At 71.5% G+C, this 25,791-nt stretch carries 25 protein-coding genes; 15 read left to right on the forward strand and 10 right to left on the reverse strand.

Translation table 11 applies throughout. From position 1 onward, the window contains the following. Nucleotides 1-137: 137 nt before the first annotated feature. Nucleotides 138-827 carry a histidine phosphatase family protein gene (locus tag HED23_RS32370; RefSeq protein WP_203186865.1) on the reverse strand — a complete coding sequence of 230 codons (690 nt, stop codon included), beginning with the start codon at nucleotides 825-827 and terminating at the stop codon, nucleotides 138-140. Continuing rightward, nucleotides 824-2,131 (reverse strand): glutamate-1-semialdehyde 2,1-aminomutase, encoded by a 1,308-nt coding sequence (hemL, locus tag HED23_RS32375; RefSeq protein ID WP_203186866.1) that lies wholly within the window; start codon nucleotides 2,129-2,131, stop codon nucleotides 824-826. The genes HED23_RS32370 and hemL overlap by 4 nt, the downstream gene beginning before the upstream one ends. Nucleotides 2,132-2,423: 292 nt before the next feature. Here hemL and HED23_RS32380 point away from each other — a divergent pair, with 292 nt between their 5' ends. The 4 genes from HED23_RS32380 to HED23_RS32395 all read left to right on the forward strand — a co-directional run bounded on the left by HED23_RS32380 (nucleotide 2,424) and on the right by HED23_RS32395 (nucleotide 4,494). Beyond that, complete coding sequence (locus tag HED23_RS32380; RefSeq protein WP_203186867.1) at nucleotides 2,424-3,008, forward strand: hypothetical protein; 585 nt, start codon at nucleotides 2,424-2,426, stop codon at nucleotides 3,006-3,008. Nucleotides 3,009-3,097: 89 nt separating this feature from the next. Continuing rightward, the gene (locus HED23_RS32385; RefSeq protein WP_203186868.1) at nucleotides 3,098-3,451 is read left to right on the forward strand and encodes an STAS domain-containing protein; all 354 of its coding nucleotides are present in this window, start codon (nucleotides 3,098-3,100) and stop codon (nucleotides 3,449-3,451) included. An 82-nt stretch (nucleotides 3,452-3,533) separates the two neighbouring features. Continuing rightward, nucleotides 3,534-4,019, forward strand: a complete 486-nt coding sequence (locus tag HED23_RS32390) for an ATP-binding protein (RefSeq protein WP_203186869.1) — start codon at nucleotides 3,534-3,536, stop codon at nucleotides 4,017-4,019. A gap of 103 nt (nucleotides 4,020-4,122) precedes the next feature. After that, entirely contained in the window at nucleotides 4,123-4,494 is a 372-nt protein-coding gene (locus HED23_RS32395; protein WP_203186870.1) for an STAS domain-containing protein, read from the forward strand. Between the two features lie 128 nt (nucleotides 4,495-4,622). Here HED23_RS32395 and HED23_RS32400 read toward each other — a convergent pair whose 3' ends face one another. Genes HED23_RS32400 through HED23_RS32410 form a run of 3 tightly spaced genes read right to left on the reverse strand, consistent with a single transcriptional unit; the run spans nucleotide 4,623 to nucleotide 7,815 of the window. After that, nucleotides 4,623-5,045, reverse strand: a complete 423-nt coding sequence (locus HED23_RS32400) for an STAS domain-containing protein (protein ID WP_203186871.1) — start codon at nucleotides 5,043-5,045, stop codon at nucleotides 4,623-4,625. Continuing rightward, nucleotides 5,042-6,136, reverse strand: a complete 1,095-nt coding sequence (locus HED23_RS32405) for a cobalamin B12-binding domain-containing protein (protein ID WP_203186872.1) — start codon at nucleotides 6,134-6,136, stop codon at nucleotides 5,042-5,044. The genes HED23_RS32400 and HED23_RS32405 overlap by 4 nt, the downstream gene beginning before the upstream one ends. Continuing rightward, nucleotides 6,133-7,815 (reverse strand): SpoIIE family protein phosphatase, encoded by a 1,683-nt coding sequence (locus HED23_RS32410; protein ID WP_203186873.1) that lies wholly within the window; start codon nucleotides 7,813-7,815, stop codon nucleotides 6,133-6,135. Before HED23_RS32410 ends, HED23_RS32405 begins: the two co-directional genes overlap by 4 nt. Nucleotides 7,816-8,514: 699 nt before the next feature. On the opposite strand from HED23_RS32410, the gene HED23_RS32415 reads away from it, so the two are divergent. Beyond that, nucleotides 8,515-8,826: a hypothetical protein gene (locus tag HED23_RS32415; RefSeq protein WP_203186874.1), complete on the forward strand. Its 312-nt coding sequence runs from the start codon at nucleotides 8,515-8,517 to the stop codon at nucleotides 8,824-8,826. On the opposite strand, the gene HED23_RS32420 is transcribed toward HED23_RS32415, so the two are convergent. Further along, on the reverse strand, nucleotides 8,759-9,331 hold the full coding sequence (locus HED23_RS32420) for a TIGR03086 family metal-binding protein (RefSeq protein ID WP_203186875.1): 573 nt from the start codon (nucleotides 9,329-9,331) through the stop codon (nucleotides 8,759-8,761). The genes HED23_RS32415 and HED23_RS32420 overlap by 68 nt on opposite strands. Before the next feature lie 80 nt (nucleotides 9,332-9,411). Here HED23_RS32420 and HED23_RS32425 point away from each other — a divergent pair, with 80 nt between their 5' ends. Together HED23_RS32425 and HED23_RS32430 are read left to right on the forward strand one after the other, a co-directional pair. Then, entirely contained in the window at nucleotides 9,412-10,248 is an 837-nt protein-coding gene (locus tag HED23_RS32425) for a helix-turn-helix domain-containing protein (protein ID WP_203186876.1), read from the forward strand. A 335-nt stretch (nucleotides 10,249-10,583) separates the two neighbouring features. Then, complete coding sequence (locus HED23_RS32430) at nucleotides 10,584-11,333, forward strand: Mut7-C RNAse domain-containing protein (RefSeq protein WP_203186877.1); 750 nt, start codon at nucleotides 10,584-10,586, stop codon at nucleotides 11,331-11,333. Between the two features lie 172 nt (nucleotides 11,334-11,505). On the opposite strand, the gene HED23_RS32435 is transcribed toward HED23_RS32430, so the two are convergent. Continuing rightward, a complete protein-coding gene (locus tag HED23_RS32435; RefSeq protein WP_203186878.1) occupies nucleotides 11,506-12,006 on the reverse strand; it encodes a hypothetical protein in 501 nt (166 codons plus the stop codon). A 162-nt stretch (nucleotides 12,007-12,168) separates the two neighbouring features. On the opposite strand from HED23_RS32435, the gene HED23_RS32440 reads away from it, so the two are divergent. From HED23_RS32440 to HED23_RS32450, 3 genes are all read left to right on the forward strand, one after another. Then, on the forward strand, nucleotides 12,169-12,504 hold the full coding sequence (locus tag HED23_RS32440) for a YnfA family protein (protein WP_203186879.1): 336 nt from the start codon (nucleotides 12,169-12,171) through the stop codon (nucleotides 12,502-12,504). A 62-nt stretch (nucleotides 12,505-12,566) separates the two neighbouring features. Then, nucleotides 12,567-13,325 (forward strand): SDR family NAD(P)-dependent oxidoreductase, encoded by a 759-nt coding sequence (locus HED23_RS32445; protein WP_203186880.1) that lies wholly within the window; start codon nucleotides 12,567-12,569, stop codon nucleotides 13,323-13,325. Nucleotides 13,326-13,635: 310 nt separating this feature from the next. Continuing rightward, complete coding sequence (locus HED23_RS32450) at nucleotides 13,636-15,264, forward strand: alpha/beta hydrolase (RefSeq protein ID WP_203186881.1); 1,629 nt, start codon at nucleotides 13,636-13,638, stop codon at nucleotides 15,262-15,264. 140 nt (nucleotides 15,265-15,404) lie between these two features. On the opposite strand, the gene HED23_RS32455 is transcribed toward HED23_RS32450, so the two are convergent. Continuing rightward, nucleotides 15,405-16,598 (reverse strand): RtcB family protein, encoded by a 1,194-nt coding sequence (locus HED23_RS32455; protein ID WP_203186882.1) that lies wholly within the window; start codon nucleotides 16,596-16,598, stop codon nucleotides 15,405-15,407. 172 nt (nucleotides 16,599-16,770) lie between these two features. Here HED23_RS32455 and HED23_RS32460 point away from each other — a divergent pair, with 172 nt between their 5' ends. The 3 genes from HED23_RS32460 (at nucleotide 16,771) to HED23_RS32470 (ending at nucleotide 20,249) form a co-directional block, all read left to right on the forward strand. Then, nucleotides 16,771-17,580, forward strand: coding sequence for a DUF3558 domain-containing protein (locus tag HED23_RS32460; protein ID WP_203186883.1), 810 nt, complete (start codon nucleotides 16,771-16,773; stop codon nucleotides 17,578-17,580). Nucleotides 17,581-17,854: 274 nt separating this feature from the next. Next, complete coding sequence (locus tag HED23_RS32465; protein ID WP_203186884.1) at nucleotides 17,855-18,697, forward strand: DUF3558 domain-containing protein; 843 nt, start codon at nucleotides 17,855-17,857, stop codon at nucleotides 18,695-18,697. Nucleotides 18,698-18,878: 181 nt separating this feature from the next. Further along, on the forward strand, nucleotides 18,879-20,249 hold the full coding sequence (locus HED23_RS32470; RefSeq protein ID WP_203186885.1) for a DUF2637 domain-containing protein: 1,371 nt from the start codon (nucleotides 18,879-18,881) through the stop codon (nucleotides 20,247-20,249). Between the two features lie 77 nt (nucleotides 20,250-20,326). Here the strand turns inward: HED23_RS32470 and lysS are convergent, their stop codons facing one another. Beyond that, complete coding sequence (gene lysS / locus HED23_RS32475; RefSeq protein ID WP_203186886.1) at nucleotides 20,327-22,087, reverse strand: lysine--tRNA ligase; 1,761 nt, start codon at nucleotides 22,085-22,087, stop codon at nucleotides 20,327-20,329. A gap of 145 nt (nucleotides 22,088-22,232) precedes the next feature. On the opposite strand from lysS, the gene argS reads away from it, so the two are divergent. Further along, nucleotides 22,233-24,002, forward strand: a complete 1,770-nt coding sequence (gene argS / locus HED23_RS32480) for an arginine--tRNA ligase (protein ID WP_203186887.1) — start codon at nucleotides 22,233-22,235, stop codon at nucleotides 24,000-24,002. A 115-nt stretch (nucleotides 24,003-24,117) separates the two neighbouring features. Here the strand turns inward: argS and HED23_RS32485 are convergent, their stop codons facing one another. Continuing rightward, nucleotides 24,118-24,603 (reverse strand): carboxymuconolactone decarboxylase family protein, encoded by a 486-nt coding sequence (locus HED23_RS32485; protein ID WP_203186888.1) that lies wholly within the window; start codon nucleotides 24,601-24,603, stop codon nucleotides 24,118-24,120. Between the two features lie 181 nt (nucleotides 24,604-24,784). Here HED23_RS32485 and HED23_RS32490 point away from each other — a divergent pair, with 181 nt between their 5' ends. Beyond that, nucleotides 24,785-25,738, forward strand: coding sequence for an RNA polymerase sigma-70 factor (locus tag HED23_RS32490; protein WP_203186889.1), 954 nt, complete (start codon nucleotides 24,785-24,787; stop codon nucleotides 25,736-25,738). Nucleotides 25,739-25,791: the final 53 nt, after the last annotated feature.

Below are 25,791 nucleotides of genomic sequence, written 5' to 3' on the forward strand. Positions count from 1 at the left end.
TGGCTTAGATGGGGAAAACAACACGAGGGTTCCACCGATAATCACAAAAGTTATCGCGTGAACAGACCCTTACAAGCGCTGCACATGACACACAGAACGGCGGGGCGCCCGGAGCCCGGTACGCGGCGTACGGGCGCCTATGCCCCGAAGGCCTTGGACTTTCCCTTGACCGGCTTCGCACCCGCGAGCAGGTGCGCCGGCACCAGGTCCCGGGCGGGCTCGGTGTAGCCGACGGACACGATCTTGTCGCCCTGGTAGGTGAAGCTCGTCAACGACGCCAGGGTGCACTGCCGCTTGCGCGGGTCGTGCCACAGCTTGCGCCGCTCCACGAAGCTCCGCACGATCCAGATCGGCAGCTGGTGGCTGACGCAGACCGCCTCGTGCCCGCGCGCCGCGTCACGCGCAGCGTCCAGTGCGCCCATCATCCGTACGACCTGCTCGATGTACGGCTCACCCCAGGACGGCTTGAACGGGTTGGTGAGGTGCTTCCAGTTCTCGGGCCTGCGCAGCGCACCGTCGCCGACCCCGAAGGTCTTGCCCTCGAACACGTTGGCGGCCTCGATGAGGCGCCCGTCGGTGGCCAGGTCCACGCCGTGCGAGGCGGCGACGGGGGCGGCCGTCTCCTGCGCGCGCTCCAGGGGAGAGGCCACCACGTACGTGATGTCGCGCTTCTCCAGGTGCTCCGCGACCCGGTCGGCCATCCGGCGGCCGAGATCCGACAGGCTGTAGCCGGCGCGGCGCCCGTAGAGCACGCCGTCCGGGTTGTGCACCTCACCGTGGCGCATCAGGTGGACGACGGTGATGTCGTTGTCCGTGCGCTCGCTCATGCCGTCGCCTCCGACGCGGCACGGGCGGCGGCGGGCAGCGCCGCCGCGATCCGCTCCAGGGCCCGCTCGTCGTGGGCGGTGGAGACGAACCAGGACTCGAAGGCGGACGGCGGCAGGTAGACACCCTGCTCCAGCATCGAGTGGAAGAAGGCGGTGAAGCGGAAAGCTTCCTGCTTCTTCGCGTCCTCGTAGTTCCGGACGGGCCCGTCGGTGAAGAAGACGGAGAACATGTTGCTCGCCGCCGACACCGTGTGCGCGACCCCCTCCTTGGTGAACGCGTCGCCCACCAGGGAGCGGAGCTCCGCGGAGACCGCGTCGACCTTGGCGTACGCCGCGTCGTCGAGCAGCCGAAGCTGGGCGAGGCCGGCGGCGGTGGCGACCGGGTTCCCGGAGAGGGTGCCCGCCTGGTAGACGGGGCCGGCGGGGGCCAGATGGGCCATCACGTCGGCACGGCCGCCGAAGGCCGCGGCCGGGAAGCCTCCGCCCATGACCTTGCCGAAGGTCATCAGATCGGGCCGCACCCCGTCGATGCCGTACCAGCCGGCCTTCGACGTACGGAATCCCGTCATGACCTCGTCGGAGATGTACAGCGCGCCGTCAGCCGCGCAGATCTCCTTGAGCCCGGCGTTGAAACCGTCCAGCGGCGGCACGACGCCCATGTTGCCCGGCGACGCCTCGGTGATCACGCAGGCGATCTCACCCGGCTGCGCGGCGAACGCGGCGCGCACGGCCTCCAGGTCGTTGTACGGCAGCACGATCGTGTCGCCCGCCTGGGCGCCGGTCACGCCGGGCGTGTCGGGAAGCCCGAAGGTGGCGACCCCGGAACCGGCCGCGGCCAGCAGCGCGTCGACGTGCCCGTGGTAGCACCCGGCGAACTTCACGACCTTGGCGCGGCCCGTGAACCCACGGGCGAGCCGGATCGCGGACATGGTCGCCTCGGTGCCGGACGACACCAGCCGCACCTGCTCGACGGGCTCGATCCGGGCCACGATCTCCTCGCCGAGCGCGACCTCGCCCTCACCGGGCGTACCGAACGAGGTACCCCGGGCCACCGCGGCCTGGACGGCCGCGGTGACGTCGGGGTGCGCGTGACCGAGGATCATCGGCCCCCACGAACACACGAGGTCGACGTACTCACGGCCGTCGGCGTCGGTGAGGTAGGGGCCCGTGCCCGACACCATGAACCTGGGCGTACCGCCCACGGCCTGGAAGGCACGCACGGGAGAGTTCACGCCGCCGGGCGTCACGAGGGACGCGCGGTCGAAAAGCGTCTGCGAAACTGGGGCTTCGTATGAATACGCCACTTTGGTCCTGATCTGCGATTCGGAGTTCGGGGGGCCTGACCGGAATTCCCGGCAGCCGGTGAGCAGGGAGCGCGCTCTCCCCGTATGAGGCTCGTACAACGAAAGGGCGTCAGTCTCCTCGCGTCTGCGAAAATGGGGCGTCATAGGGAAAGCTCACACATGCCATGGTGTCAGAGGCTTCGACGGTCTTGCGGACAGGTGTTTCACCGCACGCCCGTGGGGGAGGTCACTGACGATGATCGGGTTGCGCGGCGGGGCTGTGTCTCCTAAGAAGTAGTCGGGTGGATGAGATATGCATCGCGGTGGCGGAGTGGGCGAAGGGACCGACGACCTGGGGCCCGAGCCTGCCCGGCGAGGGCGGCACCGGCGCAAGGGTGAGCGCGTACGGGACGCTCAGACGGGTGGTGCCGATGGTTCCGGGAGCAGGAGCAGTGGACGGGTGGGGGTGACCTACAAGTACTTCGGTGCCCCTGACGGGGCCACCGCCGCACGCGTGCCCATTTCCATGCGTCCCGAGGAACTGGGCGGCGACGAGCTGGGCATGGGCGGCATGTTCAGCAAGATCAAGCCAGAGACGGTGGCGGCCATGGTCCTCACCGGCATACAGGGCATACCCCTGCACAAGGTCCCCCCGCTGGAGCTGGTCGTGCTCCACCCCGACTACGCGGTGGTCAAGCTGCCGATGACGGTGGTCGACCCGCTGCGGGACGTCGGCGACGAATCGGTCGGCGCGGCGGCCTTCATCTGGTCCACGGTCCCGGACCGCGGCGGTCCGCGCGACGCCTTCAACGTCTACCAGCTGCTCCACGAGTGGCAGGACTTCTCCCACCGCCTGCACGACGCGGGACACCAGGCGTACTGCCTGGTGTGGCCCTGACGCGGCAGCGGCACGCCCGGAAGCCGGACGAGGACGGAGTGCCCAGTGCGCACTCCGCGCCTCTCCTCCGGTGTAGGAACATATGACGCATGACGGCAGATGAACTGCATGTGGTCGTGGAGGCCCCGGACGACGGTGTCGTCCTGATCCGTGTCCGGGGGAGCCTGGACGGGTGGTCGGATCCTTCCGAGCTGGTCGAGGCGCTGGAGGCGGCCGCCGGAGGCGGTGGGCGGCTGACCGTGGCCGACCTGTCCCGGCTGGAGTTCGCCGACTCGACGGGGCTGCACGTCCTGCTGAACGCCCGGCACCGCCACACCGACGCCGGGGTGCGGCTGGTCCTGGCCGGGCCTCTGGGCACGGAGGTACGCAGGCTCCTCGACGTCTCGGGAACCCTGGACGCCTTCACGATCGCCGACACGGTGGACGCGGCGCTGACGTGCTGACCGCCGGCCGACGACGCCGTCCTGAGGACGGGTCCCCGACGGGACGTGTGACCGGAGCCCGTCCGGGCAGGCGCAGGGGGTAATGAACGGGGAACGAGAAGTACTGGGGGACGGCCGGGGTCCGGCCGGCGGCCCGGAACAGGCCGTCAGTTCATCTGCTCCGCAAGGGCCGGTGAGCACGGGCCGCACGCCCGGCGTGCCGCCGACCGCCGCAGCCGCGCGGGACGTCGTCACCCGGCTCCTGGAAGCGCAGTTCTGCGGACTGGGCGGGGAGGGCCCTGCCGATGTCGTGGTGGCCGACGCGTTGCTGGTGACCTCCGAGCTGGTGACCAACGCCGTCAGGCACGGCGGCGGGCTCACCGGCTTCACGGCCGAGATCACCGACGAAGGCCTCCTCCTCACCGTCGCCGACGCCAGTACGCGGGCACCGGTCACCACGGAACGCGATCCGGCCGCCGCCCCCGTCGGCGGCTACGGCTGGCTCCTGGTGCGCCGCCTGGCGAAGCGGGTTTCCGTCATCCACTCCCCCGGCGGCAAGCGCATCGTCGCCCTGGTCGCCCTCGTCTGAGTGACACCCGCGCGCCCGCCGCCGAAGCGGCACGGCCGGGCGCCGCGTTCCGGAGCGGGACGCCCGCACGGACGGGCGGGAGGAGGTCGGCATAATTTCCCGCATGGTCCGCGAGCCCCTCGACAACTCCGCGCCGGCCCACTTGCCCGTGGTGGCGGCCGAAGGCGAGATCAACGGTTTCTGGGTCGTGCGCGCCCGGGGCGATCTCGACTCCGACAGCATCGATCCGCTCTTCATCGCCATGTGGCAGGCCGTGGCCGGGCACGACGTCGTCGTGCTGGACGCGTCCGCGATCACCTTCGCCGACTCGTCGTTCCTCAGTCTGCTCATCGAGGTTCACCAGCGGACGGAGTTGCGCATCGCCGCACCGGGCACCGCCGTGACGCGGCTCCTGCGGATCGCGGGCGTCGACCGGGTGCTCCGGAGCTTTCCCACGCTCGACGCGGCCCTCGGCACGGCGCCGTCCGCGCCCTGACCGCCGATCACCCCTGACCGCCGGTCGTTGCCTGTCGTCCGATCGTTCCCTGACCGCCTCCGGATGACGCGCCGTCGCGCCGGCCGGGCCGCACATCGGCCGCGCCGCGCCGCCTGCCGGACGTCGCGTCAGCCGGAGGGAGCGGGCGGCGGGACGGCCTGGTACCGGGCGTCGGCGGGCGTAGGGCCCTCCTCCTCCTGTTCGGCCCGCGGGCCGGCCCCGTCGAGGGTGAAGAGCTGCAGGGTCCCGGTGACGTCCAGGATCCTGCGGAGGAAGGCGGGCGGGTGCTCCAGGTGCAGCACCACGTCGCGGGACGTCGTGCCACGGTGGATCAGCAGGAGGCTGGAGACGCCCATCGAGTCGCACAGCCGCAGCCCGGAGCAGTCCAGGTAGAGGTCCCGCAACGCGGGGCCGGCGTCGAGGCAGGCCTGGGCTCGTTCCACGAACTGATCGCTGGTGTCGTAGTCCAGGTCACCGGCGAGACGCAGACGTACGGCATCCGGGCCCGCCTCGACGGCCAGGCTGAGGGGCGGACAGGGACGTTCGGTCATCCGAGGCTCCGGGGTCGTGAACCGGTGGTTGCCAGGAGGGCGTCCAGGACGAGGCCCGCCCGGTCGAGCAGCCTGGTCGACCGGGGGAAGTCCTTGAGCTCCGTCCCCAGGACGTCGAGGACCGGCTTCAGGGACGCGGCCGGGACCCGCCGGGCATCGAGGATGCCCGCGGTCCACACCAGGAAGCCGGTGAAGAGCTCGTCGTCGTCCATGTACAGGGCCACGCCCAGGTGGTCGACGATGTGGGCGATGTCCTGAGCCGTGTGCTCGCGCTGCTGGTCCGTGTAGGCGGCCGCCGCGGGGAAGCGGCTCTCCAGCTGTGCCAGCACCTCCCGCACGAGCTGCGGTCTGCTGCGGACGACGAGTGTGTACTCCTGGTCCCCCAGGTGCGGCAGATCGTCCGTCTGCTGCTTCCCCGCGGCCGGCACCGGTACCGGTATGCCGTCCGCGATACGCCGAGCCGCGGAGCGCGCGTCGGGCTCCCAGGCGTCGGCGCCCAGCCGGAGCGCGTGCCGTCCGTCGGGCCCGAACGCCGCCCCGCCCGCCAGTACGGGCACTCCCACGGCCTGACAGGCGGTGATCGCCGCATGCGCGGCGGGCAGCCGGGTGGGGATCGAGGAGGACAGCGCGACGACGTCCGCGCCGTTGTTGTGCAGGTGCCCGATGAGATGGGGCGTGGGCACCTGCGCCCCGAGGAAGTCGACCTGCCAGCCGCGGAGCGTGAGGACCTCGGCCAGCAGACGGGCGGGCAGCACATGCCATTCCTGGTCCACGCAGGCCACGGTGACCCGGCCGAGCCGCGGCGCGGTGCGCACGGACGGGTGGTGGGCGAGCGCGGCGATGACCCGCTCGGCGATGGCACTCGCCGCGTGTTCCTGCGCCACGCTGAGACGGTTGGCCGCCCATTCGAGGCCGACCCGCGCCTGCACGGGGGCGATGACGTCCATCAGCGCGCTCTCCGCACCGATCCCGTCGTCCAGCGCGGCGAGGACCACCGCGGCGGCGGCGTGCTCGTCCCGGTCGGTCACCGCGGTCCACAGCCGGTCCTGGAGGCCGAGCACCTGGGGCTCGGCACATGTGTGTGTGCTCATCTCGTGTACCTGCCCCGGGTGTGGCCGTCCACCGCGCTCAGGTGCGTGGTCAGCGGGGCGGTGATCGCGACGAGTGCCATGTCGTCGTGCCGTCCGTCGTGCAGCCACTGCGACGCGAGCATCTGGACGCGTTCGACCACGGCCGCGCCCGGCATGCTCCCGCACTCCGCCAGGGCGCGCATCAGCCGCCTCTCGCCGAACAGTTCGTCGCCGAGGGGTCCGCCGCGCGCCTCGGTGACCCCGTCCGTGTAGAGCAGGCAGGTCTCACCCGGACGCAGGTCGGTCTCCACGGTGCGGGCCTCCACGTGGGGCAGGGCCCCGACCAGGGTGCCCCGGGTGTCGATCTCCTCGACACGGCCGTCGTTGCGGATCACGAGGGGAGCGGGGTGGCCCGCCGACGTGAGACGCAGGCGCACCCGGCTCTCCTCACGCTGGACCGAGGCCAGCACGAGGGTCGCGAAGCGGGTGTGGTGGGAGTTGAGGAGAGCCCCGTTGAGCAGCCGCAGCATCCGCTCGTGGTCGCCCGCCATCGGCGTCAGCGCCTGGAGCGTGTTGCGGATCTTGCCGGTGAGGACGGCCGCGTCCAGTCCCTTTCCGCACACGTCGCCGAGGACTGCCAGAGACGCGTCGCCGGGCGTGCTGCCCGGGTGCACGTCGTAGAAGTCACCGCCCACCCGGTCCCGCGCGGCGGCGGGCTGATAGCCACCGGCGAAGTCGACACCGTTCACCCGGTCAAGCCGGGGCGGCAGGAGATCCCGCATCAGGGTCCGGGTTATGTCGCTCTGTTCCGCGTACAGCCGTGCCGCGGACAGGGCGGCACCGGCCCGTGCGGCGAACAGCCGGGCGAAGACCTCTTCGTTCTCGTTGAACTCGGTGGAGCCCGTGCTGCGCAGCAGGACCAGGACTCCCGCCGGGACGCCGTGACCGGGCAGCGGGGTGACGGCGGCCGACCCGACGGGGCCCGCGAAGCCCTCCGGAATGAGCCAGTCGGGCAGTGACGCGGGGTCGATCCAGCGGGAGGGAACGGGCGGGAAGCCCTGCAGCGCCTCACTCAGCCCGGGGACCCGGGCCGCGTCCGCCGTCACAGTGGTGCGGACCGCCGTCCCGCCCCCGACCGCGCACGCCATGGGGAGCTGCCGCCCCGCGGCGGGCACGATGACGACCGCGGCCTCGGCGAGGTGCCGGGAGGCGAGCTGGGCGGTGACCTGCATGCAGCGGTCGGTGTTCAGCGACGCGAGCAGTACGTTCGACGCCTCGGCGAGGAAGGCGGTGCGCTCACGCTCCGTGGCCAGTTCCTCTTCGACGAGCCGCTGTTCGGTGTCGTCGATCAGCCACCACGTCACGTCACCGCCCCGGTCCGGGGCGGGGTGCGCGGCGAAACTCCGCGCACCGATCCGGCCCCGGAAGGCGGGGCGGGGTGAGGCGGCCCCGTCGTCACCGGCCGAACGGCCGGTGGACTCCGTCGTCTCCCGGTGGGCATTCGCCAGCCAGGGCGGCGCGGCCTCCGAAAGTGCGCTGCCCCGGACCGCGCCCTCCAGGAGCGAGGCGGCGGCGGGGTTGAGGTCGACGAGCGTCCCTGCCCCGTCGACGACGATCACGGCGTAAGGGGCCGAGCCCCACAGGTCGGTCGTTGTGTGCTTCTGAGTTCTCGAGGCGATGTGTTCCTTCAGACGGGCCATGAGGGGGGACCCGCCTGCGGCGAGTCGCACCACCTTCCAACTGGACGAAAAATGCTTTCCCTTCGGCAACCATTGCCCAGCCGGGGAGCGGATGGCAACCCACCCCCTCACGCCGGGGAAGCCCCTGAGCGTTCACGCACATTCTTTCCACCTCGGACCTTCACGGGAGGCACACAGGCCGCACGGGCGGTCCGACACGGCTGACCGGCACCGTTCGCCCGGTGCGGCGCGCGAGGTGCGGCGTGCTCGCCGGAAGGGCCCGGCGCACCCCTTCGGCAGCAGTTTCCGGCCGCGTACGAGCGGTTTCGTTCGGCCCACGTACGAGCGCGCCGTGGCCGAACAGGCGTCGGAACCAAGGGTTCAGCTCGCCCGGCCGGTACTTCGCCCTGACGGGGCATCCACGCCCGACCCGGAGCGCCCCGTATGTGTGACCCGAGACACCCGGCCCGCTGCCGGAGAAAGCGGCCCGGAGCCCGACCCGCTGCCGGAGGCACGGCCTCCGGCTGACCCGGCGCCCGGCGCGCAGGCGCAAGGACCGTCCACCCCGGGGCCCCGGGACGGCGGCACGGCACCCCTGGGCGGAGGCACGGCGCCACAAGGCGGATGCGCCGTTCGGCCATTCATTGGCCGAAGAATGATCTCCAGCCGCACCGCCGGGTCTGCCGATGCAATGAGCACGACTCCCGAGGAGGCCCCCGCATGGATGACCTGCTGCTGGTCCTGGCCGTCCCGGCCGTGGTCGTCGCGAGCGGGGTCTACGCCGCCTGCGACTGCCGGCGGCAGCGCCGGCACCCGGCATCGCCGTACACCCGGCGGGCCGCCCGCCTCGCGGCGCGCGACGCGCTGGACCTGGCCGAGGCCGTCGTCGACAGCGCGTACGCCGCTCTCGCAGGGCTCTACGCCGACCCGGCCACCGCGCCCCCGGCCGGGGGCGCCCCCGCCGTCAGCGCAGGGGCCGGGTCCAGCCCGGATCCCGGCCCGTCACGGCCAGCACCCGCTCGAAGGCCGTAGCCTCGGGCGGCACGGGGAACGGCTCGCCGAACACCTTCATCTTCCTGGCCTGTGGGGCCATAGCGGCCAGGCCCGGTTCCAGTTCCGTCACCACGGCGGGGTCGGGCACGAAGTCCTGGCCCGTCGCCCGGGCGAGGTCCCAGGCGTGCACGGTCAGGTCGCCCAGCACCATGAACCCCACCGTTCTGGCCGGCATCCGCATCCCTCCTGTCGTCCCTTCCTCCGCGCCGGGCTCGGCCCACGCCTTCACCAGCTGCGTCGTCTCGTCGTCGAACCGGCCGCGCCAGTCCCCCGTGACGACGTCCTCCGTCCGGCTGAAGTCGGTGGATCCCTTGGCCGCCAGGACCCGGAAGTTGTCGATCACGAGGAAGAGATGGTTCAGCAGGGCCCGGACGTCGTACTCGCTGCACGGTGTTCCGTCGGCCAACTGACCGTCGCCGATGCCCCGCACCACGGGGACCGCCTGCGCGGTGGCTCCCTCAAGCAGTTCACTGATCGTCTTCATGCTTCCGACGATGGCACCCGGCCGGACACCGCGTCTTGAAGAAACACGACGAGGGCCGGCACCGGGCCTAGGATCCGTCCATGGCCGGACCAGGGCGCGAGACACGGGGCATCGTCCACGCCCCCGATCTGTTCACCCGCGTCCGGTTCCGCCTCCGCGACCCCGCCCCCGAGCTGCGCCCCCATGTGGAGCACTACTGGCTGATCGACTGGGATCTCCCGGAGCCGTACACCTCGCACGTGGTGCCGCACCCGAGCGTCCACCTCGTCTTCCAGCGCATGGAGTCGGGCAGCGAGGCGGAGAGGGCCGGCTCCGCCGAGGTCTACGGCATCGTGCAGGGCCTGTTCAGCCAGCGGCTGGAGGGCCGGGGGCGGGTGTGCGGCGTGAAGTTCAGGCCTGGCGCCTTCCGGCCGTTCGCGCCCCACCGGCCCGTCTCCGAGTGGACCGGCCGCAGGGTTCCCGCCGACGAGGCTCTGGCCGTCCCCGAGGGCGGGCCTCGCCCCTCGGTCGTGGCGCGGGCGGTGCTCGGGCCCGCCGACGAGGACGCCCGGGTCGCGGCGCTGGACGCGTATCTGCTGCCTCTCGTCCCCCCGCCGGACCCGCAGGCGGAACTCGCGACGCAGCTCGCCGAGCTCGTGCGCACGGACCGCTCGCTGCTGCGGGTCGACGCCCTCGCCCGCGCGGGAGGCCTGTCCGTCCGCTCGCTGCAGCGGCTGCTCTCCGCCTACGTGGGCGTCGGACCCAAGTGGGTCATCCTGCGCCACCGCATCCACGAGGCGCTGCAACGCGCCGGGACGGACCCGGAACCCGACTGGGCGGAACTCGCCGCCGACCTCGGCTACAGCGACCAGGCCCATCTCGTCAGGGACTTCACAGCCACGGTGGGCGTTCCCCCGACGGCCTTCGCCCAGCGCTGACCAGTCGGGCACCCGCCCACCGACAGCAGTCAGGCACCCGCCCGCCGCCGACGCCTCTGCCACGCCGTGCCCGGCCGGACCCGGGGAGCCGGCCGTGCGGGGTGCGGTGTTCGCAGTCGGCGCGCGTCCGGCTCTCGGCGGCCTCCTGCCCGGCACCTGTCCGGCCCCAGGCACGGTGGCCCCCGGCACAGGTCCGGACCGGGCCTGGGCGGCATCGGCTCCCGGACCTGCTCGTACCTGGCCGGCACCGGCAACACCCGTGACCCGGCCCCCGCGTGACCTCACCGGCCGGAAACCCCTCGCTGCCGCACCCCGTGGGGTGGCATCCTGACCAGGTGAACGGACCCGAGATCGCCTTCGAAGTAGCACCGGAACTGGGGCTCTTCGTCGCCCACGACCGCCGCCGTGGGCGCACGTCCGTCACCACGGACGGATCATCGACCCTCGGACACGTCGTGGAGTCGCTCGGCGTCCCGCTCACCGAAGCGGGACAGCTCCTCGTCGACGGCCGCCCCGTGCCCGTGTCACACATCCCGGGCGACGGCGAGCTCGTCGAAGTACGGGCCGTGCAACGCCCTCAGCAGGTCCCCGGCGCACCGCTGCGCTTCCTGCTCGACGTCCATCTGGGCACGCTCGCCCGGCGGTTGCGGCTCCTGGGCGTGGACGCCGCGTACGAGAGCGAGGACATCGGCGACCCGGCGCTCGCCGCCCTCTCGGCGGAACAACGACGCGTCATGCTCTCCCGTGACCGGGGGCTGCTCCGGCGGAGGGAGATCTGGGCGGGGGCCTACGTCTACAGCGACCGGCCGGATGAGCAGCTCCGCGACGTCCTGGGCCGCTTCGCGCCCGCACTGGTGCCGTGGACCCGTTGCACCGCCTGCAACGGTGAGCTCACGGAGGCGGACAAGGACTCCGTGAGCGCCCGCCTGGAGCAGGGCACGCAGGCTTCCTACGACGTCTTCGCCCAGTGCACCGCCTGCGGCCGGGTGTACTGGCGGGGCGCCCACCACGCCCGCCTGGAAGCCATCGTGGCGGAAGCCGTACGCGAATTCGGCGGGGCGGGGAGCCAGGCGCCGACGGCCTGAACGGTCACGCGCACCCCCGCCCTCAGGGCCGCTCGGCCGTCGGACAACGCTGCACCATGGGCGCGAGCCGTCCGACGGTCCCGCCCCGGGACGACTGCGGGACCTCCCTGCTCACACGCCCCGGCGGACACATCGCCCGCAGGGCGGCGGGGCGTGGACCCCGGCCCCGGCCTCAGAAGACGTAGGCGTCACCTGTGGAGAGGGCCAGCACCTCATGTGTGTCGTTCCGCCGGTTCCGGTCGCTCGCGCCACCGTTCCACACGGTGTCCACCTTGACGACGACCTCGGCCGGGCGGCCGACGAGGCGCAGTCCGAGCGCGGTGCGCCTCGCATCCCCCGCGACGCGCAGCGGACCGGTCTCGCAGAGCACCGTCCGGTCGCCGCCGCGCAGGCAGCCCTGCGGCAACCGCTGCCAGGTCGCGAGCGGAGCGGAGAAGCGCAGCCGCACGGTCGCTTCGGCGAGCGGCGACGGGCCCCGGTTCCCGGTCCGCAGCTGCACCCCGATCCGCTCCTCCTGGAGCGAGACGCGTCCGTGGTGGGACACGTCCGCCTCCGGCGCGATCCCCCGCGGTGCGGGCTCGGCCACGGCGGACAGCCCGGGACCCAGCACCACAGCCGCCGCCATCGCCGTCACGGCGGGCACCTTCAGCACTCCTCCACGCGTCACTCGCATCCGCCGAACATACCGATAAGCCGCTTATCACCCCTATTTACGACCCTGTTCGCCACGCCTCCCCCACCCGCACGGCCCACCCCTCGTCGCCTCCCTCTCCCGCTCACCCGCGCTCCTGGGCCTCCCTACACTCCCTCTCCGCCCACATGGCACGCTGACCGCATGCTCGTCGCCCGTTCCGTCGCCCTCTTCGTCGTCGCCGCGCTCTTCGAGATCGGGGGTGCCTGGCTCGTCTGGCAGGGCGTGCGCGAACACCGCGGCTGGATCTGGATCGGCGCGGGCGTCATCGCCCTCGGCGCGTACGGATTCGTGGCCACGCTCCAGCCGGACGGTGACTTCGGGCGCATCCTCGCGGCGTACGGCGGGGTGTTCGTCGCCGGTTCGATCGCCTGGGGCATGGTCGCCGACGGCTATCGCCCGGACCGCTGGGACGTGACGGGCGCACTGATCTGCCTGGCCGGTATGGCGTTGATCATGTACGGCCCCCGCAACCACTGAAGTCCCACCCGGAGCACCCGCCTATCCTGGCCGCACACCGATCAGCTGCCCGAGGAGTTCGCATGGCCGCCACCCCCATCGCCGTCATCACCGGCGCGAGCAGCGGCATCGGCGCCGCGACCGCCAGGCAGCTGGCCGCCGCCGGGTACCGCGTGGTGCTCACCGCGCGCCGCAAGGACCGCATAGAGGCGCTGGCCGCCGAGCTCACCGAAGCGGGCCACCAGGCGGCGGCCTTCACCCTGGACGTGACCGACCGGGCGGCGGTCGACGAATTCGCCACCGCGTTCCGGTCCCTGGCCGTCCTGGTCAACAACGCGGGCGGCGCGCTGGGGGCCGACCCCGTCGCGACGGGCGACCCGGCCGACTGGCGCCAGATGTACGAGACCAACGTCATCGGCACCCTCAACGTCACGCAGGCGCTGCTCCCCGCCCTCACCGCGAGCGGGGACGGCACGATCGTGATCCTCTCCTCGACGGCCGGGCTCTCCACGTACGAGGGCGGCGGCGGTTACGTCGCCGCCAAGCACGGTGAACACGTGCTGGCGGAGACCCTCCGGCTGGAGATCGTCGGCACCCCGGTCCGCGTGATCGAGGTCGCGCCCGGCATGGTCAAGACCGAGGAGTTCGCCACCACCCGCTTCCGCGGCGACACCGAGAAGGCCGCCAAGGTGTACGCGGGTGTGGACGCCCCGCTCTCCGCCGACGACGTGGCCGACACGATCACCTGGGCCGTCACCCGCCCCAGCCACGTCAACATCGACCTCCTGGTCGTCCGCCCCCGCGCCCAGGCCTCCAACTCCAAGGTCCACCGCACACTCTGAAGGCCGACACCCGGCCGGCAGGACCGTGCGACCGGCCGGGCGTGCAGACGGCCGGGACGAGCCCCGAACCCTCCTCGCAGGGCTCGGGGCTCGCGCGCGTCCGCTCCCGGCACGGCCCCGGGACCGCCCCGAAACGGACCCGACCACCTGGCGCCGTGACCGGGCGCCGGGCGGAACACACGAGGTCGGCCGTTCGGCCGCGGTCGCATCGCGCGCGGGCGCGGACCGCTGTCTTGTTGACACGGAAGTGTGCCCAGGCTCAGGTCATCGGTGGCCTCGGGCGCTCAGTCAGCGAGAGAGAGGCCGGAGCATGCCCGTACATCCCCTGCGCGGATTCATAGCGGGTCGCAGACGTCACGCCATGGTCCTCGCCGCCGTGATGACCTGTTCGGCGGTACTGACCGGGCACGACCGCGTCGCGGCCGGCGGTGCGCCCACCCCTCCGGTGCCCGCCCCGGAGCTGGACTGGAGACCCTGCGTGCAAGGCAGTCCGTTCGACTGCGCGACCGCGAAGGTGCCACTGGACTACAGGAGACCAGCTGGTCGCACCATCGAGCTGGCGGTCGTCAGACGGAAGGCGACGGGCCCCGGAAAGCGCGTCGGCACCCTGTTCTTCAACCCCGGGGGCCCCGGCGGGCCCGGGACCGTCCAGATGCCGCAGAACCACCAGCTCTTCCCGCGCGAGGTGCGGGAACGGTTCGACGTCGTCAGCTGGGACCCTCGCGGCATCGGCAGCAGCACCGCCGTGAACTGTTTCGGGAGTCACCAGGAGGCAGCCGACTGGAACGCGAGCAAGGCGGCCGGCTTCCCGGTGGGCGCGAAGGAGCGGGCCGCCTTCACCGCCGCGTACGAGGACCTGGCCCGGCGCTGTCAGCAGAAGGACCCGGAGCTCCTGAGCCACGTGTCGACCGCCGACACCGCTCGCGACCTCGACCAGCTCCGCCGGGCGGTGGGCGAGGCCCGGCTCAACTACTACGGGATCTCCTACGGCACGATCCTGGGCGCCACCTATGCCAACCTCTTCCCCGGCAAGGTCCGGGCCATGACGCTCGACAGCAACATCGGCCCGCCGGCCTGGACGAACGACGCGTCCGACGACGCCCGGCTCACGACGTTCCTGCGCATCGGCTCGGACCGCAGTGCGGCAGCGACCCTGGACAAGTTCCTCGACCTGTGCGGTTCCACCACCACCGCCCGCTGCGCCTTCTCCGCCGGCAGCCCGAAGGCCACCCGGAACAGGTTCGACCAGCTGACGCGGCGGCTCCGGGAGGAGCCCGTGGGCACCTGGACCTACGCCCGTACGGTCGCCGAGGCGGTGAACTCCCTCTACCTCGTCAGCCGGTGGACGGAACTCGCGGACCGCCTGGAGGCCCTGTGGCAGGGCCAGGTACCCGAGCAGGCCCCCGCCCCGCCCGCACCTCCGGTCCCGGACCCGAATCCGTACCTGGGTGAGGAGCAGGCGACCGCGGTGCTCTGCGGCGACAGCCCCAATCCTCGCGACCCCGGTGCCTACCACGCTCTGGAGGAGTCCGCCGCCGCCCGTGCGGGCGACACCGGGCGCTTCTGGACCTGGGCGACCGCGGGGTGCACCACCTGGCCTGCCTCCCCCGACCGCTGGACCGGGCCCTGGGACACGCCGACCGCGAACCCCGTCCTGGTGGTCGGTACCACCTACGACCCCTCCACCGCCTACCCGAACTCTCGGGCCATGACCGAAGCACTGGCCGACGCCCGTCTGCTCACCAACGAGGGATACGGGCACACCGCCCTGCTCAACCCCAGCAGCTGCGTCCAGGAGCACGAGAGCCGTTACTTCATCGACGGCATCCTTCCGCCGGCCGGGACGACGTGCCGACAGGACACGCTCCCCTTCTCCGCGCCCAAGCCCAGTGGCGGTGTGGCCACCGGCGGCGGCGGAACGGCCGGCACCGTCTCCTGAACCCAGCCGCCCCGCGGCGGCCCACAGGCCGCACCCCACACCTCACAGCTCACAGCTCACAGCTCACAGCGACAGACAGACAGACAGGGCCCCGGACCGCAGTCGGTCCGGGGCCTGCCGTTGGGGTGGGGTGCCGGGCCTCAGCCCTTCACGCACACGACCTGCTTGAGCTTCGCGACGACCTCGACCAGGTCCCGCTGCTGGTCGATGACCTGCTCGATCGGCTTGTACGCCGCCGGGATCTCGTCCACCACACCGGAGTCCTTGCGGCACTCCACGCCCCGCGTCTGGTCCTCCAGGTCCTGCGTCGAGAACCTCCGCTTGGCCGCGTTCCTGCTCATCCGCCGGCCCGCGCCGTGCGAGGCGGAGTTGAACGACTTCGCGTTCCCCAGCCCCTTCACGATGTAAGAGCCGGTCCCCATCGACCCGGGGATGATCCCGAACTCCCCCGACCCCGCGCGGATCGCGCCCTTACGGGTGACCAGCAGGTCCATGCCGTCGTACCGCTCCTCCGCCACGTAGTTGTGGTGGCAGGAGATGACCGGCTCGAACGTCACCCTGGCCTTCTTGAACTCCTTCCGGACCACGTCCTGGAAGAGGCTCATCATGATCGAGCGGTTGTACTTGGCGTACTCCTGAGCCCAGAACAGGTCGTTGCGGTACGCCGCCATCTGCGGGGTGTCGGCGATGAACACCGCCAGGTCACGGTCGACGAGGCCCTGGTTGTGCGGAAGCTTCTGCGCCTGTCCGATGTGGAAGTCTGCGAGCTCCTTGCCGATGTTCCTGGAACCGGAGTGAAGCATCAGCCATACCGATCCGACCTCATCGAGACAGAATTCGATGAAGTGGTTACCGCTCCCGAGCGTCCCCATCTGCTTGGTGGCCCGCTCCTGACGGAACTTGACCGCTTCGGCGATCCCGTCGAACCGCGACCAGAAGTCGTCCCAGCCGCCGGCCGGGAAGCCGTGGAGCTTCCCCGGGTCGACCGAGTCTTCGTGCATCCCCCGGCCCACCGGAATCGCCTGCTCGATCTTCGACCGGAGCCGCGAGAGATCTCCCGGCAGGTCGTTGGCCGTCAGCGACGTCTTCACTGCCGACATCCCGCAGCCGATGTCCACGCCCACCGCGGCCGGGCAGACGGCACCGTGCATCGCGATCACCGAGCCGACGGTCGCGCCCTTGCCGAAGTGCACGTCCGGCATGACCGCGAGGCCCTTGATCCAGGGCAGCGTGGACACGTTGTGCAGCTGCCGCATCGCGACGTCCTCGACCGACGCCGGGTCCGCCCACATACGGATGGGAACCTGCGCACCCGGTACCTCTACATACGACATAACCCCTCGATTCCCCCGAAAAAGACTGAAAGCGCAAAACCGGTGCCGAGGTCGGCATAAAGGTCGGCCGACCGGCATTCACAGCGGCGCGTGCGATACACATTGTGTCCACCGGCCGCTATCGAGCGGCAACCCGTTTTCGTACCGAAGGGAGCCTGGGACCGTGCGACACATGGCGTACGTACCCGGCGTCGCGCTTCTCGTGGCGCTCGTCGCCGGCTGCAGCGCCGGCTCCGACGCCGACGACCCCGCCGCCGACAGCAAGCCCGGCAGCCCGACGGTCACGGCCGCGCCTCCCGGGAAGTACCGGACGCTGCCCGAATCCTGCCGTGCCGTGCCGCGTTCCACACTGAAGGACCTGCTGCCGGGCGCCGCCGAGCTCCCCGAGGAGCAGCAGGAGAAGGTGTACGAGGGCACGGCCACCGTCACCTACGACACCGACCGCAAGGTCGGCTGCCGCTGGAAGGCGGACGCCCCGGACGCCTCCCGGAATCTGTCCATCGACTTCGAGCGCGTCGTGTCGTACGACCCCGCGGTCAGTGACGACGACCGCGCCCAGGAGGTGTACGGGAAGAAGGCGGAGGCCGCCGCCCTCCCCGCCTCTGCCGGTGCCACCCCGGGCGGGACGCCGAGCGGCTCCGCCTCCACGACGGCCGGCAGCACACTGTCCGGCTCCCCCGGCGGCACTTCCCCCTCCGTCGGCCCGTCCGGCGGCACCACCGGAAGCGACTCCGACGAGGACCTCCGGCCGAGGCTGCTGGACGAGCTCGGGGATGCCGCATTTCTGGACGATGCGCTCACCAGGGCGGGTTCCACCGCACAGCACCGCACCGTGAGCGTGGTGTTCCGCACATCGAACGTCATCGTGACCGTGCAGTACACCGAGCAGCCGGCCCGCGTCACCGAGGTGCCCGACAGCAGGGAACTTCAGGAGAAGGCCCAGGCCCTGGCGCGGAAACTGGCCGAGAACCTCAGCGGCTGACCGGGCGCGGACGCCCCCTGTCCGGGGCCCCCGGCGCAACCCGGGGCCTTCGGCCGGAGGCGGCATCCGGTCGCGGTCCGTCGTACCGTGGCCCCCGACCGACGAACCGACCGATGTGCCGACCGACGCGCCGAGCGGCGTGCCGACTGCGTACGACCGCGACGTGGTGGCCGGCGTACGGTCCTGCGACCGCCCGACCCGCAACAGCCCGAACCGACGTACAGTCCGACCGCCCGCACGACAGAGACCGCCGTGCCGTCCGAGTGAAGGAACCATGCACCGATCAGCCCCGCGACTGTCCCGCATACTCGCCTGCGCCGCCGTTCCGGTGATGCTCGTCGTCGCCGGCTGCTCGTCGGACTCCGGCGACGCGAAGGAATCGGGCTCCTCGGCCTCTCCCGACGCGAAGAAGTCCGAGCCGACCGTCGAGCCCGCGAAGTTCACCACGCTGCCCGACGCCTGCAAGTCGATCGCCGGGAAGACGATCGAGGATCTGGTCCCGAAGGCCAAGACCAAGGGCGGCACCCCGGGCAAGTCCAGCGACACCGCGAGCCGCGGCGGCTGCTCCTGGAACGGCCTGGACGACAACGGCGTCAAGGGCTCGCAGTACCGCTGGCTCGACGTCGGCTTCACCCGCTTCGACTCGGACCAGTCCCTGGGCAGCGGTGCCGATCGCGCCACGGAGGAGTACACGAAGCAGGTCGCCAAGACCCAGGCCACCGAGGGCGCCAAGAAGGTGGCGGCCAAGCCCGCCGGCGGTCTCGGCGAACAGGCCACCTCCGTCACGTACGGACTCGACAAGTCGAGTGAGGACTTCGAGTACGCGACGGTCGTGGCCCGCACGGGCAACGTCGTCGTCAGCGTGACCTACAACGGCGCGGGGTTCGCCGGCGCCAAGTCGCCCGCCTCCGCCGACATCCACAAGGACGCCCTGAAGGCCGCCGAGGAGGCCGTCGCCGCGGTCGCCGCCGGTGACGGCGCGGAGAAGAAGCCCTCCGCCGGTGCCTCGTCCTCCCCGTCCGCCGAAGCGTCCGCGAAGACGCCTGCGAAGGCGACGGACAAGACGACCGCCAAGGCGACGGGCAAGTCGTCCGCGAAGGCCGTGCACAAGTCGTGACCGACACCCCGCAAGGGGACCGGCCCCCCTGTCCAGAAGCGCTTTGACGAAGCCCGGTGCTCCCGCGAGTACCGGGCTCCGGCCCCTCCCCGCGCAACACGCCCGGCCGGCATGTGCCAGGCTGTGCGCGCGCCGGATGACTGTGTGAAGCCGGTTCGTCGAAGTCGGGAGGGGATCGCGGATGGCCGCAATGCAGCTGACACGCACACACCGAGTGCTCATCGGGGTCGTCGTCGCCGGCGCCGTGCTCATCGCCGCGATCGGATTCGCCGGCTCCTACGCCGCCGTGCGTGAACTCGCGGAGGAGAAGGGCTTCGGCAAGTTCTCCGTCGTCTTCCCGATCGGCATCGACGCGGGCATCTGCGTCCTGCTCGCGCTGGACCTGCTGCTGACGTGGATGCGGATACCCTTCCCGCTGCTGCGTCAGACGGCCTGGCTGCTGACCGCGGCGACCATCGCCTTCAACGGCGCCGCCGCCTGGCCCGACCCGCTGGGCACCGGCATGCACGCGGTGATCCCCATCCTGTTCGTCGTCGCCGTCGAGGCCGCACGGCACGCCGTGGGCCGGATCGCGGACATCACGGCCGACAAGCACATGGAGGGCGTCCGCCTCACCCGCTGGCTGCTCTCCCCCGTCCCCACGTTCAAGCTGTGGCGCCGGATGAAGCTGTGGGAGCTGCGCAGTTACGAGCAGGTCATCAAGCTCGAACAGGACCGGCTGATCTACCAGGCCCGCCTCCAGGCCCGGTTCGGCCGCAACTGGCGCCGTAAGGCGCCCGTCGAGTCGATGATGCCGCTGCGTCTGGCGAAGTACGGCGTCCCGCTCGCCGAGACCGCCCCGGCCGGCCTCGCCGCCGCGGGCATCGAGCCGGCTCTGCTCCCTCCGGCTCCGGCAGCCGTGGAGACCGCGCAGCAGCACCCCCAACTGCCGTACGTCCCTGAGCCGCAGGGTGAGCCGGAGCACGATCCCCGGCAGAACCAGGCCCACCGGTACCAACAGGACGAGTACGACCAGCAGGACCGGTTCGTCCAACAGGACGAGTTCGAGCAGCAGTACCCGCCGGAGGGCCCCGGCTCGCACGGCAGCCCGTGGTTCGCGGCGCCCAAGGACGAGGTGTACGAAGGCGGGTACGACCCCGAGTACGACGAGGGCACGGATTCCAGCCCGGTGATGATCCCCTCGGGACCCGGCCGTACCCGGCCGCTCGGCAACGTGGGCACGATCGGCGCGTTCCCGCACCCGCGTGCCGCCGAGCCGGAGGCCGCACCGCTCCGGAAGGAGCCCGAGCAGGTGCGGCAGGACGCCGGCCCGCAGGAGGCCGACCCGGCCGAATGGGCCCAGACCGAGATCGAGTTCGGCGAGATCGCGTACGACGTGTTCACGGCGTACACGCACCAGCACCAGGACTACCCGAGCGCCGAGGTGCTCGACATCCACCTGTCGGACGGCCACAACGTCCGCCACCCGCACAGCGCCGCACTGCTCCGCAAGCTGCTGCCCGGCTTCAAGCAGCGCTTCGACAACGAGATGGCCGCCGACCACATCGCGTAGACGCGTCGGAGGACTCCGGAGGACAGAGGAAACGGGCGGGCCGCTGAGCGGCCCGCCCGTTCTCACATCCGGGGTCGCTACGCGCCGAGCAGCGTCCGCACCCGGTCCGCCCCGACCGCGAGGAGGAGCGTGGGCAGGCGCGGCCCGGTGTCCCGGCCGACGAGCAGCCGGTAGAGCAGCGCGAAGAAGGAGCGCTGGGCCACCTTCAGCTCGGGCGTCGGCTTGGCGTCCGCCTCCAGGCCCTCCAGCACCTTCGGCACTCCGTAGACGAGCGTGGTCAGGCCGTCCAGCGACCAGTGCGAGTCCAGCCCTTCCAGCAGCAGCCGCAGCGACTCGCGCCCCTGCTCGTCCAGCGAGCCGAGCAGCTCCTTGTCCGGCTCGTCGCGCACGATCGTGCGCGCCTCGGCCGGCACCTGGGTGCTGATCCAGCTCTCGGCGCGGTCCAGACGGGGCCGTGCCTCGTCGAGCGAGGTCAGCGGGTTCTCCGGGTCGAGCTCGCTGAGGATGCGCAGCGTCTGGTCCTCCGCACCCGCGGTGATGTCGGCGACCGAGGCGAGCGTGCGGTACGGCAGCGGGCGGGGGGTGCCGGGCAGCTCCCCGGCGGCCGTACCGACGGCCCGCGCGTAGGCGGCGGCGTCGGCGGGCAGCACCGTGCCGTCGGCGACCTTGCGGGCCAGCGAGTCCCACTCGTCGTACAGACGCTGGATCTCCTGGTCGAAGGCGATCTTGAACGACTGGTTGGGCTTGCGGCGCGCGTACAGCCAGCGCAGCAGCGGCGCCTCCATGATCTTCAGCGCGTCGGCCGGGGTCGGCACGCCTCCCTTGCTGGAGGACATCTTCGCCATGCCGGAGATCCCGACGAACGCGTACATCGGCCCGATCGGCTGGACGCCGTCGAAGACCTCGCGCACGATCTGGCCGCCGACGACGAAGGACGAGCCCGGCGAGGAGTGGTCCACGCCGCTGGGCTCGAAGATCACACCCTCGTAGGCCCAGCGCATCGGCCAGTCGACCTTCCAGACCAGCTTGCCGCGGTTGAACTCGTTGAGGCGGACCGTCTCGGCGAAGCCGCACGCCGAGCAGGTGTAGTTCAGCTCGGTCGTGTCGTCGTCGTAGGCCGTGACGACGGTGAGGTCCTTCTCGCAGTTGCCGCAGTAGGGCTTGTACGGGAAGTAGCCGGCCGAGCCGGAGCCGCCGTCGTCCTCGTCCGCCGCGCCCGAGCCCTCGGCCGCTTCCAGCTCGGCCTCGTCGACCTTCTTCTGCTGCGGCTTCTTGCCGCCCTTGCCGCCCGCCGCACCGTCCTTCTTGGTGCGGTAGCGGTCCAGGACGGCGTCGATGTCCGCCCGGTGCCTCATCGCGTGCAGGACCTGCTCGCGGTACGTGCCCGCCAGGTACTGCTCGGTCTGGCTGATCCCGTCGTACTCGACGCCGAGCTCGTCCAGGGCCTGGGTCATCGCGGCCTTGAAGTGCTCGGCCCAGTTCGGGTAGGCCGACCCGGCCGGGGCGGGCACCGAGGTCAGCGGCTTGCCGATGTGCGCCTGCCAGGAGTCGTCGACGCCCTCGACGCCGTTCGGCACCTTGCGGTAGCGGTCGTAGTCGTCCCAGGAGATCAGGTGCCGCACGGTGTACCCGCGGCGGCGGATCTCGTCGGCGACGAGGTGCGGGGTCATGACCTCGCGGAGGTTGCCCAGGTGGATCGGGCCCGACGGGGAGAGGCCGGAGGCGACGACGACCGGTTTGCCAGGCGCACGTCGCTCCGATTCGGCGATGACATCGTCCGCGAAGCGGGAGACCCAGTCGGTCTCGGTGCTGCTCTGACTCGAAGCCACGGTCGGCACGTCCTTCTCTCGTGTAGGACTCGTAGGGGACGCCCACGAAGGGCACCCCCATTCTCCCAGGTACCGACCGCAGCGCGAAAACGGCTTTACGCCCCGTGGGATACTGGGGTGATCCCTTGTCCTCTACCGAAACGGCAGCCGGCTCATGGCTTCGGTCCCCTCCCTCGCTTCCACGCTCCAGCAGCAGCTCGCGGACGCCCTGACGGCAGCACTGCCGGAGGCCGGCACCGCGGACCCGCTGCTGCGCCGAAGCGACCGGGCCGACTTCCAGGCCAACGGGATCCTCGCGCTCGCCAAGAAGCTCAAGGGCAACCCGCGTGAGCTGGCCTCCCAGGTCACGGCGGCCCTCCCGGACGGTGACCTGATCAAGGACATCGAGGTGTCCGGCCCCGGCTTCCTCAACGTCACGCTGACCGACGGGGCGATCGTCCGCACGCTCGCCGCGCGCGCCGCCGACGGCGACCGGCTCGGCGTCCCGCTGAAGGCCGCCCCCGGCACGACCGTGATCGACTACGCCCAGCCGAACGTGGCCAAGGAGATGCACGTCGGCCACCTGCGGTCGGCGGTCATCGGTGACGCGATGGTCCAGATCCTGGAGTTCACCGGTGAGAACGTCGTCCGGCGCCACCACATCGGCGACTGGGGCACCCAGTTCGGCATGCTCATCCAGTACCTCTTCGAGCACCCGGACGAGCTGAAGCACGAAGGCGACAAGGCCGACGGCGAGGCGGCGATGTCGTCGCTGAACCGTGTCTACAAGGCGTCACGGGTCCTCTTCGACTCCGACGAGGAGTTCAAGGCCCGCTCCCGTGACCGGGTGGTGGCCCTCCAGGCCGGTGACCCGGAGACGCTGGCGCACTGGCAGCGCTTCGTCGACGAGTCGAAGATCTACTTCTACTCCGTCTTCGACAAGCTCGACATGGAGATCGCCGACCCCGACATCGTCGGCGAGTCCGGCTACAACGACATGCTCGAGGAGACCTGCCGGATCCTGGAGGAGACGGGCGTCGCCGTCCGCTCCGAGGGCGCGCTGTGCGTGTTCTTCGACGACGTGAAGGGCCCGGACGGCAACCAGGTCCCGCTGATCGTCAAGAAGACCAACGGCGGCTACGGCTACGCGGCCACCGACCTCTCGGCGATCCGCGACCGGGTGCAGAACCTCAAGGTCGACACCCTGGTCTACGTCGTCGACGCCCGGCAGTCCCTGCACTTCAAGATGGTCTTCGAGACGGCTCGCCGCGCCGGCTGGCTGAACGAGGACGTCAAGGCGCACCACCTGGCCTTCGGCACGGTCCTCGGCAAGGACGGCAAGCCGTTCAAGACCCGTGAGGGCACCACCGTCCGGCTGGAGGACCTGCTGGACGAGGCCGTCGAGCGGGCCACCGCCGTGGTCCGGGAGAAGGCCGAGAAGGTGGGCCTCTCCGAGGAGGAGATCGTCGAGAACGGCCGGTACGTCGGTGTCGGCGCCGTGAAGTACGCCGACCTGTCGACCTCCGCCGTGCGGGACTACAAGTTCGACCTGGACCAGATGGTGTCGCTGAACGGCGACACGTCGGTGTACCTCCAGTACGCGTACGCCCGGATCCGTTCCATCCTGCGCAAGGCGGGCGAGGCGAAGCCCGCCGCCCACCCGGAGCTGGAGCTGGCCCCGGCCGAGCGGGCGCTGGGCCTGCACCTGGACCAGTTCGGCGCGGTCCTGGAGGAGGTGGCCGAGGGTTACGAGCCGCACAAGCTGGCCGCGTACCTCTACCAGCTGGCCTCACACCTCACCACGTTCTACGACCAGTGCCAGGTGCTGAGCGACGAGAACCCGCCGGAGGTCGTCGAGAACCGGCTGTTCCTCGTCGAGCTCACCGCCCGCACCCTGCACCAGGGCATGAAGCTGCTCGGCATCAGGACGCCCGAGCGCCTCTGACCCGGCCGCCGGCGCAGGGCCGGACAGGCGGACAGCACGGATCGCCCGTGCGGGACACGGTCCCGCACGGGCGATTCCGCTTTCCTCGCTCTCCCGCGCCGGGCGCGGCTGCCGCTCAGTCGAACGCCGCGGCGAACATGCCGGCCTCGTAGGAGCCTCCCCGCTGGTGCACGATCACGGCGAGCCGGTTGGCGGCGTTGATCACGGCGACGAGGCAGATCAGCGCGGCCGTCTGGTCGTCGTCGTAGTGCTCGCGCACCAGGGACCAGGTCTCGTCGGAGACCCCGTCGTGGGCGTCGGCGAGCCGGGTGCCCTCCTCGGCGAGTGCCAGCGCGGCCCGCTCCGCCTCGGTGAACACGGTGGACTCACGCCAGGCGGCGACCAGATGGAGCCGGACCGCCGTCTCACCCGCGGCCGCCGCCTCCTTGACGTGCATGTCGATGCAGTGCCCGCAGCCGTTGATCTGGCTGGCACGCAACGACACCAGCTCCTGCGTGGCCTTCGGCAACGGGGACTGCTGGATCAGCAGGCCGGCGCCGGCGAACCTCTTGGCGAACCTGGCGGCGAGCTCGTTCTCGAACAGGTCGAACCGTGCGTCCATGACATCGTCCTCACTCGTGGTGTTGCTGCTGCACCGGACGAACACGAGATGCCGGCCGCCCGCTCCCTGTGACACGACGGGCCGTGTGACGTGCGCCACCGCCCACGGGTGTCACAGAGCGGCGGCGGCCGGCGTCCTGTGCGCACGGCACCTTCGACATACGAGCAGGCAGGAGCAGCCGGTGAAGAGCGAGCACACGCACACCGACGAGCCCGACGACACCGATGACACCGCCGGAGAGCTCACCGGCGAGGGACGCCCGGACCCCGCCACCGAGACGTTCGTCGCCCACCGCAACCTGCTGTTCACCGTCGCCTACGAGATGCTCGGCTCGGCCGCCGACGCCGAGGACGTCCTGCAGGAGACCTGGCTGCGGTGGGCCGGAGTCGATCTGGGCACGGTCCGTGACCGGCGTGCGTACCTGGTGCGGATCACCACGCGCCAGGCGCTGAGCCGGCTGCGCACCCTCGGCCGCCGCAAGGAGTCCTACGTCGGCACGTGGCTGCCCGAGCCGTTGCTCACCGCGCCCGACGTGGCCGAGGACGTCGAGCTGGCCGACAGCGTCTCGATGGCGATGCTGCTGGTGATGGAGACGCTCACCCCGAGCGAGCGGGCGGTGTTCGTGCTGCGCGAGGTGTTCGACCTCGAGTACGAGGAGATCGCCGACGCGGTCGGCAAGAGCCAGGCCGCCGTCCGCCAGATCGCGCACCGGGCGCGGGCACACGTCGCGGCGCGCAGGCCGCGCGGGACCGTCTCCCCGAACGAGACCCGGGAGGCACTCGACGCGTTCGGACGGGCGGTCGAGACCGGCGACCTCCAAGGCCTGCTCGACATCCTCGCGCCGGACGCCGTCCTCCTCGGGGACGGCGGCGGAGTCAAGCAGGCCGTCCCCAGGCCGATCGTGGGGGCCGACAAGGTGGCCCGGCTGCTGATCGGCGGACTGGGCAGGGTCACCGCGCTGTCGATGCGGCCGGCCGAGGTCAACGCCGGGCCCGCGCTGATCATCCGGCTCGACGGCGAGATCGACACGGTCGTGGCGGTGCGCATCGACCACGGCCTCATCACCGGGCTCTACGCCGTGCGCAACCCCGAGAAGCTGTCGTACATGCGGGGGGTGACCGCGCTGCGCCGCTGAGCGCGGGGCCTGGCGGGGCCGCGCGTGCGGCACTGCTTGCCTCGGCCGTCGAG

It is taken from the genome of Streptomyces pratensis (assembly GCF_016804005.1).
Taxonomy (GTDB): Bacteria; Actinomycetota; Actinomycetes; order Streptomycetales; family Streptomycetaceae; genus Streptomyces; species Streptomyces pratensis_A.

Coding starts and splice junctions, on each gene's coding strand:
- HED23_RS32380 (WP_203186867.1), top strand. CDS start 2,424: ATGCATCGCGGTGGCGGAGTGGGCGAAGGGACCGACGACCTGGGGCCC.
- HED23_RS32425 (WP_203186876.1), top strand. CDS start 9,412: ATGGCCGGACCAGGGCGCGAGACACGGGGCATCGTCCACGCCCCCGAT.
- HED23_RS32390 (WP_203186869.1), top strand. CDS start 3,534: ATGAACGGGGAACGAGAAGTACTGGGGGACGGCCGGGGTCCGGCCGGC.
- HED23_RS32455 (WP_203186882.1), bottom strand. CDS start 16,598: ATGTCGTATGTAGAGGTACCGGGTGCGCAGGTTCCCATCCGTATGTGG.
- argS (WP_203186887.1), top strand. CDS start 22,233: ATGGCTTCGGTCCCCTCCCTCGCTTCCACGCTCCAGCAGCAGCTCGCG.
- HED23_RS32470 (WP_203186885.1), top strand. CDS start 18,879: ATGGCCGCAATGCAGCTGACACGCACACACCGAGTGCTCATCGGGGTC.
- HED23_RS32440 (WP_203186879.1), top strand. CDS start 12,169: ATGCTCGTCGCCCGTTCCGTCGCCCTCTTCGTCGTCGCCGCGCTCTTC.
- HED23_RS32420 (WP_203186875.1), bottom strand. CDS start 9,331: ATGAAGACGATCAGTGAACTGCTTGAGGGAGCCACCGCGCAGGCGGTC.
- HED23_RS32385 (WP_203186868.1), top strand. CDS start 3,098: ATGACGGCAGATGAACTGCATGTGGTCGTGGAGGCCCCGGACGACGGT.
- HED23_RS32395 (WP_203186870.1), top strand. CDS start 4,123: ATGGTCCGCGAGCCCCTCGACAACTCCGCGCCGGCCCACTTGCCCGTG.
- HED23_RS32445 (WP_203186880.1), top strand. CDS start 12,567: ATGGCCGCCACCCCCATCGCCGTCATCACCGGCGCGAGCAGCGGCATC.
- HED23_RS32465 (WP_203186884.1), top strand. CDS start 17,855: ATGCACCGATCAGCCCCGCGACTGTCCCGCATACTCGCCTGCGCCGCC.
- HED23_RS32450 (WP_203186881.1), top strand. CDS start 13,636: ATGCCCGTACATCCCCTGCGCGGATTCATAGCGGGTCGCAGACGTCAC.
- HED23_RS32415 (WP_203186874.1), top strand. CDS start 8,515: ATGGATGACCTGCTGCTGGTCCTGGCCGTCCCGGCCGTGGTCGTCGCG.
- HED23_RS32405 (WP_203186872.1), bottom strand. CDS start 6,136: ATGAGCACACACACATGTGCCGAGCCCCAGGTGCTCGGCCTCCAGGAC.
- HED23_RS32400 (WP_203186871.1), bottom strand. CDS start 5,045: ATGACCGAACGTCCCTGTCCGCCCCTCAGCCTGGCCGTCGAGGCGGGC.
- HED23_RS32410 (WP_203186873.1), bottom strand. CDS start 7,815: ATGGCCCGTCTGAAGGAACACATCGCCTCGAGAACTCAGAAGCACACA.
- HED23_RS32435 (WP_203186878.1), bottom strand. CDS start 12,006: ATGCGAGTGACGCGTGGAGGAGTGCTGAAGGTGCCCGCCGTGACGGCG.
- HED23_RS32370 (WP_203186865.1), bottom strand. CDS start 827: ATGAGCGAGCGCACGGACAACGACATCACCGTCGTCCACCTGATGCGC.
- HED23_RS32485 (WP_203186888.1), bottom strand. CDS start 24,603: ATGGACGCACGGTTCGACCTGTTCGAGAACGAGCTCGCCGCCAGGTTC.
- HED23_RS32460 (WP_203186883.1), top strand. CDS start 16,771: ATGGCGTACGTACCCGGCGTCGCGCTTCTCGTGGCGCTCGTCGCCGGC.